Here is a 14,992-nt window from a genome sequence, read left to right as displayed (position 1 = left end):
GTACCGATATGCCAGAACGTTGGCGATGTTGAATGTCGAGCCCCGACCATGGCGCGGGGCCGGATGCCGCGCTCTCAGCGTGAGAGCATTGGATACTCTGAGCTCATGGACGCCGGCACTGCACTACGGGGACTCATGACGGCCATCGATGAGCATCGCTGGGACGACCTGGAGCAGTACCTTCACCCCGACTTCCTCTGTCGCCTGGTGCACACGAACGAGACCTTCTCCCGCACGGAGTGGATCCGGTTCAACGCGGAGTACCCGGACTTCGACCGCCTGACGATCGAGGAGCTCGTCGCGACTGAAGCGGACGCCGCGTGTCGCTCTCATGTGACCAGCCATGGCGGGGCCGGGACCCAGCACTTCGCCTGCGCGAGCTTCGCACTCATGGCTGAGGGTCGGATCCTTCGGCTCACCGAAGTGTGGACCGATATCGGCCAGAACGCTCCTCCGGCCACTCGCTCATCCGCGACTGCTCCGGAGTAGTCACACGGGATCGCCCTGGACGGGTCCTTCGGTGTTGGGCTTCCAGCCGAGTGCGGGGGCCACGTGCTCGGCGAACGCCTCCAGCACGTGCAGGTTGTACTCCGGCCCCAGCTGGTTCGGGATCGTCAGCATGAGCGTGTCCGCCGCCATCACGGCCTCGTCCGCGAGCAGCTGCCGGATCAGCACGTCGGGCTCAGCCGCGTAGGTCTTGCCGAATGTCGAGCGGAAGCCGTCGATCACGCCGATCTGGTCGGCGTTCTCCTCGCTGCGCAGACCGAAGTACGCCCGGTCCATGTCGGAGACGAGCGGGAACACGCTGCGGCTCACCGAGACGCGCGGGGATCCCGTGTGCCCTGCCTCCTTGTAGGCGGCGCGGAACAGGTCGATCTGCTCGCGCTGCAGCTCGTGGAACGGCTGCCCCGTGGCCTCGGTGACGAGCGTCGAGCTCATCATGTTGAGGCCCTTGCGAGCCGTCTCCTCCGCCGTCGCGCGAGAACCCGAGCCCCACCAGATGTGGTCGCGGAGCGTCGGCGAGTGCGGTTCGACGGCGAGGTAGTGGCCGGCGCCGACCATGCGAGGGTCGCCCGGCGCGAGTCGTTCGCCCTCGATGGCCGAGAGGAACAGGTCGAACTTCTCCCGGGCGAGCACGCTGCCGCGCTCCGGATCCTCCTGGTCGAGGTATCCGAAGGTCTCGTAGCCGCGCAGAGCGGTCTCGGGTGACCCGCGGCTCACGCCGAGCGCGATGCGGCCGTCGGCGATGAAGTCGAGCGCGGCTGCCTCCTCGGCGAACTGGAACGGGTTCTCGTACCGCATGTCGATCACGCCCGTGCCGACCTCGATGCGCTCCGTGCGCGCAGCCATGGCCGACAGCAGCGGCATGGGCGACGCGGCCTGGCGCGCCCAGTGGTGCACGCGCACGTAGGCTCCGTTCACGCCGAGCTCGTCAGCACCCTCCGCGATCTCGATCGTCTGCTTCAGCATGTCGCCCGCGGAGCGGGTCGCCGAGCCGGGCACATCGCCGTAGTGCCCGAAGGAGAGGAATCCGAAAGCCTTCATATGTCTATGCAACCGAATGGATGCCGGGGTATTCCCCCGCGCGCTCCCGCCGCATCTCCAGGTAGCCGTCCCCGTCTCCGCCGGCCACAACGAAGCCGCGACGTTCGTACCAGCCGCGCGCCGGGGCGTCGTGCCACACCGACAGCGTGACGACGGCCTCGGCGGCATCCGCTTCGCCGAGGATGATCGACAGCAGCCGCCCGCCGATGCCTCTCCCCCTCGCCGTCGCCGACACCGCGATGTCGCACAGGCGCACGGCAGCCACGGAGTCCACGACATCCGCGGTCACCGCGTAGGCGACGGGAGCGCCGCTCTCCGAGAGCAGCAGGCCCACGGCATCCGGATGCTGTGCCAGCAGTCCCGCGAACTTCGAGGTCAGCTGCACCTCGACGAGCGGCCCTGCGACCGCCACCGGGATGCCGTGCAGGCGCTGATGCAGCTCCTCCGCGGCGATCGCGCGGAGACGCAGGTCGTCGAGAGAGACCCGTTCGAGTCGAGAGGCGTCGTCAGCCACGCGGTGGGAAGACGCCCTGCAGCGCGATCACGTAGTACATGCCGACATACGGGGGCATGTTGTTGTGCGGCGCGTTGCCTCCCGACGGCACAACGGCGTCCGGAGCCATGATCGCGTTCTTCGTTGATGCGTAGGCGTTGCGAGTCGCGCGGCCGTACCGGGTCTCGGCCCACCGCCGGTCCGCCGGATTGCCGGTGGTGCCCGCGGCCGCGACCGCGTTGGCGGGGTGCGTGTGCGAGGGCATCTCGGAGTTGAGGAGCGTGACGGCGGAGGACCCGCCCATCTCTCCGAGGTCACGCGGAGTGAGACCGGGCCCCGCGCCCTGGCCGATTACGAACGAGCCGTTCAGGTTGGGCAGGGCGAAGGTGACCTTCCCGTCGCCGCCGTAGTACGTGCCGAGGAGCGAGAAGAGCGCCGTGTTCTGCGAGATCGGGATGAGCTGGCCGCTGCACATCGCCCACCCCTGGGGGGCGAAGTTGAAGCCGACGGTGCGGATCTCGCCGACGAAGGGTTCCACCATGTTTGCGCTCCGGATGCTCGAGTGGTCAGTTGCGCGACGGGAAGACGCCCGTCAGCGCGATGATGTGGTTGACGACGAGGTAGGGCGACTGGTTCTCATGGGGCTGGTTGCCGCCGGTCTGACCGACAGCGGATGCCGTCATCGCTCCGCTCGCAGCCGTGCCGTAGCCGGGTTCGCTCACCGCGGCCCAGTACTTGCCCTGCGGGTTCGCGGTGTCCGCCGCTCCCGACGACGCCTGAGCGAAATGGGTGTGTGAGGGCAGCTCGGAGATCGTCAGGGTGTGAGCGGCTTCCCCTCCGACCGCCCCCTGCGGGATCCCGGCGAGGTCCGGCTGGATCGGAGAACGACCCTGCAGATCGGGCAACGCGAAGGTGGTGACGCCGTTGCCCCCGTACGTCGTTCCGAGCAGGGAGAAGAGTGCCGCGTTCTGCTGGATCGACAGAAGCTGTCCGTTGCACAGAGCCCACCCCTTGGGGGCGAAGTTGAAGGAGACCCGACGGATCTCTCCGAGGAATTGCAAGCTCATCGGTGCCTCAGTTCTGAGTGGGGAAGATGCCGTAGAGGGAGATGATGTACGAGATCGCCACGAAGGGCGGCATGTTCTCGTGCGGCTGGCTGCCGCCCGATGGGGCGAGGGCGTCTCCTGCCAATGTCGCGTTCGCCGCCGCATCGGAGTAGGCGTTCGACGCCTGCGCGGCCCAGCGTGACTGCGCAGGGGAGGTTCCGCCCGCTGCGGCGGAGTACGACGCCGTGTGCGAGTGCGAGGGCAGCTGCTGCTGCGTGAGGGTGACCGTCTCGACCCCCGCCCTCTGCCCGATGACGTATGTGCCGACGCCCGGCCGGTTCCCCGCATGCACCGCAGAGCGTCCCTGGAGGTCGGGGAGAGCGAATGTCGTCTGTCCGTCACCCCCGTAGGTCGTGCCGATCAGCGCGTAGAGCGCCTCGTTCTCCGAGATGCTGACGAACTGTCCGTTGCAGAAGGCCCACCCGACCGGTGCGAAGTTCCCTCCGAAGAGACGGATCTCGCCGACGTACGGTTCGCTCATGCCGCACCCTCCGCCCTGTCGACGACCGCCTCGAGCCGCGCATCGCCGCCGACCCGCGCGAGGAAGAGCGAGGCGACGAGCTCTCCGCCCTGCGTGAGACGGTAGATGCCGTCGCGGGCGCCCTCGTCGGTCGTGAACTCCAGACGGAAACGGTTCTCGGCATCCCCTCCCCCGTGCAGGTCGTCGACGCTCGCCAGCACCAGGCGGTGGGCCGACCACGGGGACGCGCCCGAGAACTCGGCACCCTCGCGCCCGGCGAACATCGAACGCACGGGGGTGAGGGGATCGGTCCCAGGAGCGGATGCCGCGGCATCCGTCATCGGCCGCGAGGAGGTCGCGGCCACGGCCGGGGGTACGCCGGCGGCCATGCCGACGCCGAGCACGACGGCACCGGCTCCGAGCACGCCTCGGCGGGAGATCACAGCAGTCATGAGCGCTCCTGCAGTCGGATGCACCCTGGGGTCTGCCTTATCAGGCGAGGTGCGGAACTGACGCTATCACCCGGCGTGGCCAACCGATAGCATTCCGATATTCCCGTTGATCTCACGGTGCCCCCAGCGCCCGAGCGAAGGACTTCGATGTCTGCTCCCCGGATGTCCCCCCTCTCGACGCGCGGCGCCATCGCCGCCATCGCCGTGCTCGCGTTGAGCACCGTCGGGCTCGTCGTCGCCGATCCCGCTGCGGCCGCGACCACGATCACCGTCACGAGCTTCACCGACGCCGATGCGAACGGCGCATGCTCGACGCCGAGCGTCACGACGACAGCCTCGCCCGTGACGCTGCGCAACGCGCTCTGCGTGGCGAGCAACCTCGGCGGCGAGAGCACGATCACGGTGCCCGGTGGCACGTACACCCTCACCGGCGGGGCCCTGAAGCTCGGCACGCAGTCGGGCACCGACGTGCATCTGGCGTCGTCCGGAGGACGCGCGAGCGTCGTCGGCGGCGGAACGACGCAGCTCCTCGCGATCGACGCCGATCTCGTGGGCGACATCTCCGTCGAGATCGACGGCTTCGCCTTCACCGGCGGCAGGGACACCGTCTACGGCGGCGGCGCGATCATCGCCGGCAGCTTCACCGCGGCCTCCCCCGACTCGCTCATCGTGCGCGACACCCGGTTCATCGACAACAGGTCGACCGGCGGCACCGCCAACCCCGGCGGCGCGATCCAGTTCATCGGCGGCGACCTCACGATCGAGGACTCGACGTTCGACGGCAACGACGCCGGTCCCGCCAACGGCGGTGCCGTGTACTACGAGGCGTCCGCATCGGGCGACGCCCTCTCGGTGACCGATTCCACGTTCACGAACAACAGGGTGACCGCGTCGGCGGGGATCGTCGCCGGCGGCGGCGCGATCGCGATCGATTCGAACGGCGTCGGGACGGCGCAGATCTCCGGCAGCACGTTCGGCTCCAACGTCGCCGACGGCACGAGCGGCACGGCGGCGCGAGGCGGCGCGATCCAGCAGCTCCAGGGCCCGTCGACGGTGACCGGCAACGTCTTCACCGCGAACGTCGCCAGCGGCGCATCCGCCGGTGGCGGCGCACTGGATGCCGCAGACGGCGCCCTCAGCGCCCAGTACAACTCCTTCTCGGGCAACACCGGCGCCGCCGCCGTACGCACGAGCGCCACGACCGTCGCGACGCTGACGAACAGCTGGTGGGGCTGCAACGGCGGTCCTGGCGCCGCGGGGTGCGACACCACGAGCATCGCCAGCGGATCGGCGAACCCGTACCTCGTGCTGAGTGCGACGACGAGCGCGAGCCTGATCGACACCGCGTCGACCGCCACGTTCACCGCATCGCTGCGCACGAACTCCGCCGGCAGCACCATCGGCGGCGCGAACCTCTCCGCCTTCGAGGGCGCGACCGTCGGGTGGACCGGCGTCGCTCCGTCCGGCTCTTCGGTCTCGCCCTCCGCGTTCCACCTCGGCGAGGCGACCACGACCTTCACCTCCGGCAGCACGGGCGGCCCCGGCGGCGCCACGGCGACCTTCGGGGCGGCATCCGTTCCCGTCTCCGTCGCCGTGCGTCAGATCGCGGCGTTCACGAGCGCGGCGAGCGCGACCGCCACGGTCGGCACGCCGTTCAGCTTCACGGTCACCGCCACCGGCTTCCCGGTGCCGAACATCTCGCTGACCTCACCCAGTGCCCCTCCAGGACTGACCTTCTCCGCCGGCTCCGGCTCGGCGACGCTCTCCGGCACGCCGACGAGCTCGGGCACCTATCCCCTGACCCTGACCGCGTCCAACGGGGGCGCCCCGGTGCAGCAGACCCTCACCGTCACGATCGGCGCCGCGCCGTCGTTCACCGGATCGCTCACGGCATCCGTCGCCGACGGCGACCCCGTCGACGTGACGATCACCGCGTCCGGCTCCCCGGTGCCGGAGATCGCGGCGACGGGAGGTCTCCCCGCCGGTCTCCAGCTCGACGACAACGGAGACGGCACGGCCCGCCTGCACGGCACGTCGACCGCCGGACCCGGCGAGCACGTCATCCATCTGACCGCGGCGAACGCGCTCGGCACCACCCCGGCCGACTTCACCCTGACGATCACCGCGCCGCCGGCGTTCACGAGCGCCGACCACACGACGTTCACGGTCGGCACGCCCGGACTCTTCCCGATCGTCGTCGACGCCGGGTTCCCTGTACTGAACACGGTGACCCTCACCGGCGCCCCGGCCTGGCTCACCCTGCTCGGTGCGGCGGGCATGCAGCAGCTGCAGGCCACGCCGCCCACGGGTGCGGGCGGCGCGTACACCTTCGATCTGGCCATCACGGGCAGCTCCGTCACCCAGGAGTTCACTCTGACGGTGCACGAGGCTCCCGTCATCACCGACCAGCCCGACTCGATCAGCGTGATCGCCGGCGCGGACGCCGATTTCACCGCGACCGCCTCGGGCTACCCGACCCCGACCGTGCAGTGGCAGCGCTTCACCGGCGGCTCGTGGACCGACATCGCGGGTGAGACCTCGACCACGCTGAGCATCGACACGACGATCGCGGATGCCGGAGCACGACTGCGCGCCGTGTTCACGAGCTCCGCGGGCACGGTCACCAGTGACGAGGCCGTGCTCTCGGTCGGTCAGGTGCCCGTGCTGGACGAGGTGGACCCCGTGACGGCCCCGGTCGGGACGCCCCTGACCGTCGACATCGCCAGCACCGGCATCCCGGTGAGCGCGCTGACCGCCACGGGCGTGCCCGCCTGGCTGACGTTCACGGATGCCGGCGACGGCACCGCCACCCTCACCGGCACCCCCGCGCTGACGGACGCCGGTGCGGTGGAGATCGCGGTGACCGCCGACAACGGCTTCGGCACGGATCAGATCACGGTGGACGTCACGGTGGTCGGCTCGCTCCCGGTGTTCCTGGGCGCCATGGTCGCGACCGTCGACCGCGGCGAGCCCGTCGACATCACCATCTCCACGACGGGTGTGCCGACGCCGACGATCGCCGCAACCGGGCCCGTGCCCGCCGGACTCTCCCTCGACGACAACGGAGACGGGACGGCGAGGCTGCACGGCACGCCCACCGCAGTGGCCGGCGAGTACTCGATCGCTCTGAGCGCGACGAACATCCACGGCACCGAGCCGGGCTCGTTCTTCCTCACGATCAGGGAGGCGCCGAGCTTCACGAGCGCCGACCACACCACGTTCACGGTCGGCTCCGCTGGATCGTTCCCCGTCAGCGTCAGCCCCGGGTTCCCCGTGAAGAACGCGGTGAGCATCAGCGGGGCGCCGGCCTGGCTCTCCCTCGACGGCGTCGCAGGTTCGCAGACGCTGGTGGGCACGCCCCCTGCGGGCTCGGGCGGAACCGTCTCCTTCGAGCTCTCGATCGACGGCAGCAGCGTCACGCAGAGCTTCACGCTCACGGTGAACGAAGCCCCCGTCATCACGGCCCAGCCGGTCGCCGCGACGGTCCTGGAGGGCACGGACGCGACGTTCACCGCGACCGCGACCGGGTACCCGGCGCCGTCCGTGCAGTGGCAGCGCTTCACCGGAGGCTCCTGGTCCGACGTCGCCGGAGCCACGGGCACCACGCTGACGCTCACGCCGACGATCGGCGACGACGGCACGCTGTTCCGTGCGGTGTTCACGAACACGGCGGGTTCGGCGACGAGCGACGAGGTCCTGCTCACGGTCGGCCAGACGCCCGTCGTCGACGCGATCGACCCGATCACCGCGCTGGCGGGCGCCGCCGTCACGGTCGACATCACGAGCACCGGTCTCCCGGTGAGCACGCTCACCGCCACGGGTGTCCCGGCCTGGCTGACGTTCACGGATGCCGGCGACGGCACCGCCACCCTCACCGGCACCCCGGCCCTCGCCGACGCCGGCGCGGTGGAGATCACGGTCTCCGCGGCGAACGGCTTCGGCACCGCCGAGACCACCGTGCAGATCACCGTGCTGACCACCGTGGCCCTGCCGTCCGTGCTCCCGAGCGCATCCGACGGCGCGCTGACCGGGGTTCCCGCCTCGGTCGTCCGCGGCCAGCAGCTCACGATCGGCGGCTCCGGCTTCCTCCCCGGGGCGACGATCCAGCTCGGCATCTACTCGGTGCCGACGATGCTCGGCACGACCGTCGCCGACGGCACGGGATCGTTCTCGGCCGTCATCACCATCCCCGCCGGCCAGACCCTCGGAGCGCACACGATCGCCGCAGTCGGGATCGGCGCCGAGGGCACTGCGCGCCTGCTGACGGCATCCACGACGGTCGTCGCACCCGCGACGGGCGGAGGCACCGGAACCGGCGGACTCGCCGCGACGGGTGCGGATGCCGCTCCGTCTCTCGGCCTCGGGCTCATCGCCCTGTTCGCGCTGCTGGGCGGACTCGCCCTCATCCGCGGCGCGCGTCGGCGCTTGGCGTAGCGACGACGGGCTGCTGCGCGCTCAGCCGTGCAGCAGCCCGTCGAGCACGAGCTGACGGATGCGGGGCTCGAGGTCCGCCCACAGATCGACCAGCGGCACCTCGAACAGGTCGGCGAGGGCCGACACGATCTGCACGACCGTGAGGTCGCCGTCGCAGGCTCCGACGAAGGCGGCGAGTGCGGAGTCGACCTTGAGAGTGCGGGCGAACCCGCCTCCCTGGCGCAGTTCGATCACGCTCGGGTCGTCGTTGCCGGGAAGGAGATGCCGCGCCTCGGTGACGTCGGATGCCGTGAAGAGCGTCGTCGGCAGTCCGTCGGCGAGCAGGTCGTGCGCCTCGAGCCCCTGACGCAGCGCTCCGCCGACGTTCGACACCGGCTGCGGCATCCGCTCGATCCGCCGCAGCGACGTGGCCGTGGGGTTCGCCGGGCGGCGCAGCAGGATGTACCCGAAGCCCACCGCGGAGACGCCGCGCTCCTCGAAGTCGTCGAGCCACGCGGCGAGCAGCCTCGTGAACGCCGCATCGCGCGGGGTCGTGCCGCCGTCGCGGATCCACAGCTCCGCGTAGCCGAGCGGGGAGAGCTCCTCCCGCTGGATGACCCACAGGTCCACGTCGGCGGGAACCCACGACGAGAGGCGGTCGAGCCCGGACTCGACGACACGCGACTCCCAGTTGCCGAGCAGCTGCGCCGCCCCGCCCGCGGTGAGGTACGACGGAGCGGTGCGCACGAACTGCTCCACCAGCGCGTCGCCCACGAGACCGCCGTCGCGGTACTCGTACTCGGGCACGCCGTCGACGCGCGGCGTGATCACGAACGGAGGGTTGGAGACGATCAGATCGAACGCCTCCCCCTCGACGGGCTCGAACATGCTGCCCAGACGGAACTCGATGTTGCGGGCGCCGTTGAGCATCGCGTTCAACTCGGCGTAAGCGAGGGCACGCGCGGAGATGTCGGTCGCCACGACGGATGCCGCGTGCCGCGACACCAGCAGGGCCTGGATGCCGCAGCCGGTGCCCAGGTCGAGGGCGCGGTCGACCTCGAGGGGCATCACGATCTCGGCGAGCGTGCGGGATGCGCCTCCGACGCCCAGCACATGGTCGGCGGGGAGGGCACCGTCGAGGGCCACCTCGTCGAGATCGCTCGCGATCCACCACTCGCCGATGCCGTCGGCGTCGACGAACGACTGCGGTCGCAGCAGAGCGGTCGGGGTGACGGCATCCTCCGTCAGCGTCGCCAGTCCGAGGCTCACGAGTCCCTGCACGCCCAGCTGCGGGAGCGCGGCCTCGACGGCGGCGGTCGGCTGCGGCATGCCGAGGACAAGCAGCCTGCCGAGCGTGGCGAGCACGCCATCGTCACCGGAGATCGCACGCAGGATCGGCTCGCGCGTCCCGCGGGCGAGCGCGTCGTCCGCCTCGCTCCCCCACAGGCTCCTGAGCGGCTCCGAGCGGAAGTCGGCGGCGTCGAGATCGGCGGCGAACGCGGCGCAGAGGAGGGGCTCGGGCGTGGGTGCTGCGGTGTCGGACACGGCCGTCACTCTACGCGTCTTCAGGGTTCTCCATCGCCCGCGCACCTAGAATCACAGGGTCAGCACTCACGATCAGCCCGTTCTCGGGCGTTCGAGGAAGACCCCCATGACCGTGATCATCCCCGAGAGCGGCTTCCGTGCGCGCCTGCGGCGCGCGACGAGCGGAGCCGCCGTCTTCGCGATCGCTCTGGGTGTCTGCGGGATCGCCGCCACCAGCGCCCACGCCGCCGACAAGACCGACGACGCGGTCGTCGAACTGCACCTGTCGGCGGGTGCGAACGGCGCCGTCACCCCCGGTCTCTCCACCTCCGCCTCGGTGACCGTGCAGAACGGCACCGGCGACGCTCTCTCCACCGGTCACGTCGTCGTGGAGCTGAACCGGACAGCCCTCGCCGACCGCGACGCTGTCGCCGACTGGTTCGAGTCCGAGGATGCCGACGGGGCGTTCGATCGCATCGCCGACGACAGCACTGCCGCCGTGAACGCGGGCGCATCGGCCACGAGCAGCGTCCCGCTCCCGCAGGAGCTCTTCGCCGACCTCGCCCCCGGCGTGTACCCGCTGCGCGCCGAGCTCACCGGCGCCTCCCCGGGGTCGGGAAGCGAAGAGGATGCGACGGCGACGAGTGTGCTCGTGGTCTCGGCCGTGCAGCGGCCCCAGGTCGCCGTGCTGGTCCCGATCACCGCCACACCGCAGAACGGCGCCCTGCTGTCGATCGACGAGCTCACCGAACTCACGGCCGCAGACGGCGATCTCACCGCCCAGTTGGACGGCGTCTCCGGCACCTCGGCGGTGCTGGCGATCGACCCGGCGATCCCTGCGGCGATCCGCGTGCTCGGCACGTCGGCCCCGACCAGCGTGACCGAGTGGCTCGACCGCCTCGATGCCCTGCCCAACGAGCGCTTCGCCCTGCAGTTCGGCGATGCCGACGCCACCACGCAGGCGCAGGCCGACCTTCCGTCGCTGCTCGCCCCGACGACGCTCGCTCCGTTCCTCGACCCGAAGAACTTCCAGGCGCCCGCCACGCCGACTCCGGACGCGACGCCCTCGCCGACCCCGACAGACGGGCCCGTGCTTCCCGACGATGAGACCCTGTCGGTCGTCGACGGTGCAGCCCCCGGCATCCTCTGGCCGCGCGGAGATGTCACGACCGACGACCTCGCCGACTTCCGCACCTATCTCGGCGGCACGGCGTCGACCGTCCTGCCTTCGACGTCGCTGTCGTCCGGCTCGTCCGGGCACGCCGCCGTCGGAGACGCTGACGTGCTGGTCACGGATGCCGCGGCATCCGACGCCCTCTCCACGGCGGCGAACGAACCCGACGCGACCGCACGATCGCGGTCCCTGGCCGCGGCGAACGCATACCTCTTCCTCTCCGCACAGCAGTCGGCGTCGCCGCTGATCGTCGGACTCGACCGCGACGAGAACCGCACGGCCGATGCACTGCGCGACGCCGTCACCACGGCGGACTCCCCCGGGGTCGATCTCGCCTCGGTGCGTGCGGCCCCGGCTGCCGCGGCATCCGTCGATTCCGACGTCGACGACGACCGCAGTGCCGCCCTGCACCGGATGCTCGCCGACGAGGTCACACTGGGCTCGTTCTCGACGATCCTCAGCGATCCTCAGCTACTGCTCAGCCCCGAACGCATCAGGATCCTGCGCACGATCGGGGTGGGGCACAGCGCCGCGCAGTTCGAGAAGGCCCTGCGATCCCACACGGATGCCACGCAAGACACCCTGGCCGCGGTGGACATCCCGCAGTCGAGCACGATCCAGCTGCTCTCGGCCAACGCGGATCTGCCCTTCAGCGTGCGCAACGACCTCCCCTGGCCGGTCAACATCGTGCTGTACACGCGCCCCAGCGACCCGCGCCTCGAGGTGAAGCCCGTCACCACCGCAGAGATCCAGGCCCGCACCACCGGCAGAGTCAAGGTACCGGTCTCGGCACGGGTGGGCAGCGGCGAGCTCGACCTGCATCTCTCTCTCAAGAGCCCGACCGGAGTGTCGATCGGTCAGGATCAGACCGTCCGCGTCGCCGTGCGCGCCGAGTGGGAGGGCATCGGACTCGCCGTGTTCGGCAGCCTGATCGCCATCCTCCTCGTGCTGGGCATCGTCCGCACCCTGCGTCGCCAGCGCAAGAACCGCGACGAGGCGCCCCAGGATGCGGAGACGGATGCCGCGGCCAATCCCGCCGACCCCTCGGAGGACCGTCAGTGAGCAGTCTCGGCCGCGCCAGCGCCCTCCTCGGGGCGGGCACCCTCGTCTCCCGCGTCACCGGCCTCATCCGGACGATCGTGCTGCTCGCCGCCATCGGCAGCTTCGGCCGCCCCGGCGATGCCTTCGGTGTCGCGAACCAGCTGCCGAACAACGTCTTCACCATCATCCAGACCGGCATCCTGACCGCCGTGATCATCCCGCAGATCGTGAAGGCCGGCGCCCACAAGGACGGCGGGCGGGCGTACATCTCCAAGCTGTTCACGCTGGGCACCGTGGTGTTCCTCGGGGCGACCGTCCTCGCCATGCTGCTCGCACCGTGGCTGGTCGCGCTCTACGGCCCGAAGTTCACGCCCGACCAGCAGGCGCTGGCGACGGCTTTCGCGTACTGGTGCCTGCCGCAGATCTTCTTCTACGGTCTCTACGCTCTGATCGGCGAGACCCTGAACGCGAAACGCGTGTTCGGCCCCTACACATGGGCGCCCATCGCCAACAACATCGTCTCGATCGCGGGCTTCCTCATCTTCATCGCGCTGTTCGGCGGCGACCGCAATCACGTCGACATGTGGAACCCCACGATGATCGCGCTGCTCGCCGGCACGGCGACGCTGGGGATCGCGCTGCAGGCCGCTCTGCTCCTCGTCTCCTGGCGGCGCACCGGACTCCGGCTCCGCGCCGACTTCCAGTGGCGCGGCGTCGGTCTGCGCGGCGTCGGCACCCTGGCGGGCTGGACGTTCCTGATGGTGATCGCCGGCCAGGTCGCCGGCTGGGTGCAGACCGCCGTCGTGGGCGACGCCTCGGGCGACAACCCCTCCGTCATCTTCATGCAGGCGGCATGGCTCGTCTTCATGCTCCCGTACTCGATCTTCGCGATCTCGATCGGAACCCCGTACTTCACTCAGATCGCCGAGCACGCCGCCGCGAAGCGCGACCTCGACGTCCGTGCGGATGTGGCCCGCTGCATCCGCGTGATCTCACTGTTCGTCGTCGGCTCGGGCATCGCTCTCGCCGCCGCCGCCGTGCCCGCCACCCGGATCTTCACTACGACCTCCGAGCAGGCCGTCCAGGCGGCCCCCGTGCTCATCTGCTATCTCGTGGGCCTCCTGCCGCTCGCCCTGCTGTTCATCGTGCAGCGCGCGTTCTACGCCTACGGAGACACCCGCACGCCCTTCTACTTCACCCTCGTGCAGGTGGCGCTCATCATCGGGCTCTCGCTTCTCGCGGGCGCTGTGGCCCCGATCGAGCAGCTCGCCGCCGCCATCGCCCTCGGGCAGTCGATCGCCGGGATCATCCAGACGATCATCGCGATCTGGATCCTGCGCAATCGCCTCGGCGGACTCGAGATCCCGAAGACCCTTCTCTCCCTTCTCCGTTTCTTCATCGCCGCCGTACCTGCCGGCTTCGCGGGATGGGGCGCCTATCTCCTTCTCGGCGCCGAGAGCGGTTGGACCCTCGGCAACAGCGGATCCAACTTCCTCGATCGCCTCCTGGGCGCCGTCGGAACGGGAGTGATCGGCCTCGCCGCCGTCGTCGTCTACGTGATCGTGCTCCTCCTGCTCCGCGCCCCCGAGCTGTCAGCCGCCACGCGGATGCTCCGCAGGTTCCTCCCCGGCCGCTGACCCCCTGCCCGTCCCTCGTCCGTCGGTCCCCTCCGTCGAGTCCTCGTGTACTCGTCGAGTGCACGAGGACTCCGCGTCCAGGAGAGCGCTGGGTCGGGGAATGCCCCGCGGTTACCATTGGTTGAAGCAGCGGAACCCCTTTTCAGGGAAGAGAGAGAGCACATGCGTCAGGTCATCATCATCGGCTCCGGCCCCGCCGGATTCACCGCCGCCATCTACGCGGCGCGGGCGAGCCTCAAGCCGCTGCTCATCGCGAGCTCGGTGGAGGTCGGCGGCGAGCTGATGAACACCACCGAGGTCGAGAACTACCCCGGCTTCCCCGAGGGCATCCAGGGGCCCGAGCTCATGGCCAAGCTGCAGGAGCAGGCGGAGAAGTTCGGCACCGAGGTCCTCTACGACGACGTCACCTCACTCGACCTCGAAGGACCCGTGAAGACGGTCACCCTCGGCAGCGGAGCCGTGCACGAGACCCGTACCCTGATCTACGCGACGGGCTCCGCCTACCGCAAGCTCGGCATCGAGGGCGAAGAGCGCCTCTCCGGCTACGGTGTCTCCTGGTGCGCGACCTGCGACGGGTTCTTCTTCCGCGAGAAGACGATCGCGGTCGTCGGAGGCGGCGACTCCGCGATGGAGGAGGCGACCTTCCTCACGCGCTTCGCCGACAAGGTCTACGTGATCCACCGCAAGGACACGCTGCGCGCCTCGAAGATCATGCAGGAGCGCGCCTTCGCGAACGAGAAGATCGAGTTCGTGTGGAACAGCGAGGTCGCAGAGGTCCTCGGCGGCGATTCCGTGACCGGTGTGCAGCTGCGCAACACGGTCGATGGCACGCTCAGCGACCTCCCCCTCGACGGCCTGTTCATCGCGATCGGCAACGACCCGCGCACGCACCTCGTGCACGACAAGCTGACGCTCACCGACGAGGGCACCATCTGGGTCGACGGTCGTTCGTCCGTCACCTCGGTGCCCGGCGTCTTCGCGGCCGGCGACGTGATCGACCCCACCTACCGTCAGGCCATCACGGCCGCCGGCTCCGGCACGGTCGCCGCGCTCGACGCGGAGCACTTCCTCGCGGATTTTGACGACGCCTCGGTGGAGGTCCCCGCTGCGGAGGCCGCCGAGGTCATCGTCGCCTGAGGCAGCGGGA

At 70.2% G+C, this 14,992-nt stretch carries 12 protein-coding genes; 5 read left to right on the top strand and 7 right to left on the bottom strand.

Annotation, left to right across the window (positions count from 1 at the left end):
• Positions 1-135: 135 nt before the first annotated feature.
• Positions 136-489, top strand: coding sequence for a nuclear transport factor 2 family protein (locus MRBLWH10_RS16895; RefSeq protein WP_341940809.1), 354 nt, complete (start codon positions 136-138; stop codon positions 487-489).
• Here the strand turns inward: MRBLWH10_RS16895 and MRBLWH10_RS16890 are convergent, their stop codons facing one another.
• From MRBLWH10_RS16890 to MRBLWH10_RS16865, 6 genes are read right to left on the bottom strand one after another with little or no spacing between them, the layout of a single operon-like run.
• Complete coding sequence (locus MRBLWH10_RS16890) at positions 490-1,545, bottom strand: LLM class flavin-dependent oxidoreductase (RefSeq protein ID WP_341940808.1); 1,056 nt, start codon at positions 1,543-1,545, stop codon at positions 490-492. It abuts the gene before it with no gap.
• A 4-nt stretch (positions 1,546-1,549) separates the two neighbouring features.
• Positions 1,550-2,059 (bottom strand): N-acetyltransferase, encoded by a 510-nt coding sequence (locus MRBLWH10_RS16885; RefSeq protein WP_341940807.1) that lies wholly within the window; start codon positions 2,057-2,059, stop codon positions 1,550-1,552.
• On the bottom strand, positions 2,052-2,579 hold the full coding sequence (locus MRBLWH10_RS16880) for a tail fiber protein (RefSeq protein ID WP_341940806.1): 528 nt from the start codon (positions 2,577-2,579) through the stop codon (positions 2,052-2,054). Before MRBLWH10_RS16880 ends, MRBLWH10_RS16885 begins: the two co-directional genes overlap by 8 nt.
• A gap of 25 nt (positions 2,580-2,604) precedes the next feature.
• Positions 2,605-3,105, bottom strand: a complete 501-nt coding sequence (locus MRBLWH10_RS16875) for a tail fiber protein (RefSeq protein WP_341940805.1) — start codon at positions 3,103-3,105, stop codon at positions 2,605-2,607.
• Positions 3,106-3,112: 7 nt separating this feature from the next.
• The gene (locus MRBLWH10_RS16870; RefSeq protein WP_341940804.1) at positions 3,113-3,625 is read right to left on the bottom strand and encodes a tail fiber protein; all 513 of its coding nucleotides are present in this window, start codon (positions 3,623-3,625) and stop codon (positions 3,113-3,115) included.
• Complete coding sequence (locus MRBLWH10_RS16865) at positions 3,622-4,056, bottom strand: hypothetical protein (RefSeq protein WP_341940803.1); 435 nt, start codon at positions 4,054-4,056, stop codon at positions 3,622-3,624. Before MRBLWH10_RS16865 ends, MRBLWH10_RS16870 begins: the two co-directional genes overlap by 4 nt.
• A 162-nt stretch (positions 4,057-4,218) precedes the next feature.
• Here MRBLWH10_RS16865 and MRBLWH10_RS16860 point away from each other — a divergent pair, with 162 nt between their 5' ends.
• Positions 4,219-8,490: a putative Ig domain-containing protein gene (locus MRBLWH10_RS16860; RefSeq protein ID WP_341940802.1), complete on the top strand. Its 4,272-nt coding sequence runs from the start codon at positions 4,219-4,221 to the stop codon at positions 8,488-8,490.
• Positions 8,491-8,511: 21 nt separating this feature from the next.
• Here the strand turns inward: MRBLWH10_RS16860 and MRBLWH10_RS16855 are convergent, their stop codons facing one another.
• Positions 8,512-10,014 (bottom strand): methyltransferase, encoded by a 1,503-nt coding sequence (locus MRBLWH10_RS16855; protein ID WP_341940801.1) that lies wholly within the window; start codon positions 10,012-10,014, stop codon positions 8,512-8,514.
• A 106-nt stretch (positions 10,015-10,120) separates the two neighbouring features.
• Between MRBLWH10_RS16855 and MRBLWH10_RS16850 the strand changes: the two genes are divergently transcribed.
• From MRBLWH10_RS16850 to trxB, 3 genes are all read left to right on the top strand, one after another.
• Complete coding sequence (locus MRBLWH10_RS16850) at positions 10,121-12,229, top strand: DUF6049 family protein (RefSeq protein ID WP_341940800.1); 2,109 nt, start codon at positions 10,121-10,123, stop codon at positions 12,227-12,229.
• The gene (gene murJ, locus MRBLWH10_RS16845) at positions 12,226-13,845 is read left to right on the top strand and encodes a murein biosynthesis integral membrane protein MurJ (protein ID WP_341940799.1); all 1,620 of its coding nucleotides are present in this window, start codon (positions 12,226-12,228) and stop codon (positions 13,843-13,845) included. Before MRBLWH10_RS16850 ends, murJ begins: the two co-directional genes overlap by 4 nt.
• 162 nt (positions 13,846-14,007) lie before the next feature.
• Positions 14,008-14,982 (top strand): thioredoxin-disulfide reductase, encoded by a 975-nt coding sequence (trxB, locus tag MRBLWH10_RS16840; protein ID WP_105677495.1) that lies wholly within the window; start codon positions 14,008-14,010, stop codon positions 14,980-14,982.
• Positions 14,983-14,992: the final 10 nt, after the last annotated feature.

Origin of the sequence: Microbacterium sp. LWH10-1.2 (assembly GCF_038397765.1) — a bacterium.
Taxonomy (GTDB): domain Bacteria; phylum Actinomycetota; class Actinomycetes; order Actinomycetales; family Microbacteriaceae; genus Microbacterium; species Microbacterium natoriense.
Note: the sequence above shows the minus strand (reverse complement) of the source record. Positions and strands in the feature narration are given on the sequence as shown.

Bases quoted from the DNA above. Each gene is read 5' to 3' on its own strand.
- MRBLWH10_RS16895 (WP_341940809.1), top strand. From the start codon at position 136: ATGACGGCCATCGATGAGCATCGCTGGGACGACCTGGAGCAGTACCTT.
- MRBLWH10_RS16890 (WP_341940808.1), bottom strand. From the start codon at position 1,545: ATGAAGGCTTTCGGATTCCTCTCCTTCGGGCACTACGGCGATGTGCCC.
- MRBLWH10_RS16880 (WP_341940806.1), bottom strand. From the start codon at position 2,579: ATGGTGGAACCCTTCGTCGGCGAGATCCGCACCGTCGGCTTCAACTTC.
- MRBLWH10_RS16875 (WP_341940805.1), bottom strand. From the start codon at position 3,105: ATGAGCTTGCAATTCCTCGGAGAGATCCGTCGGGTCTCCTTCAACTTC.
- MRBLWH10_RS16870 (WP_341940804.1), bottom strand. From the start codon at position 3,625: ATGAGCGAACCGTACGTCGGCGAGATCCGTCTCTTCGGAGGGAACTTC.
- MRBLWH10_RS16865 (WP_341940803.1), bottom strand. From the start codon at position 4,056: ATGACTGCTGTGATCTCCCGCCGAGGCGTGCTCGGAGCCGGTGCCGTC.
- MRBLWH10_RS16860 (WP_341940802.1), top strand. From the start codon at position 4,219: ATGTCCCCCCTCTCGACGCGCGGCGCCATCGCCGCCATCGCCGTGCTC.
- MRBLWH10_RS16850 (WP_341940800.1), top strand. From the start codon at position 10,121: ATGACCGTGATCATCCCCGAGAGCGGCTTCCGTGCGCGCCTGCGGCGC.
- trxB (WP_105677495.1), top strand. From the start codon at position 14,008: ATGCGTCAGGTCATCATCATCGGCTCCGGCCCCGCCGGATTCACCGCC.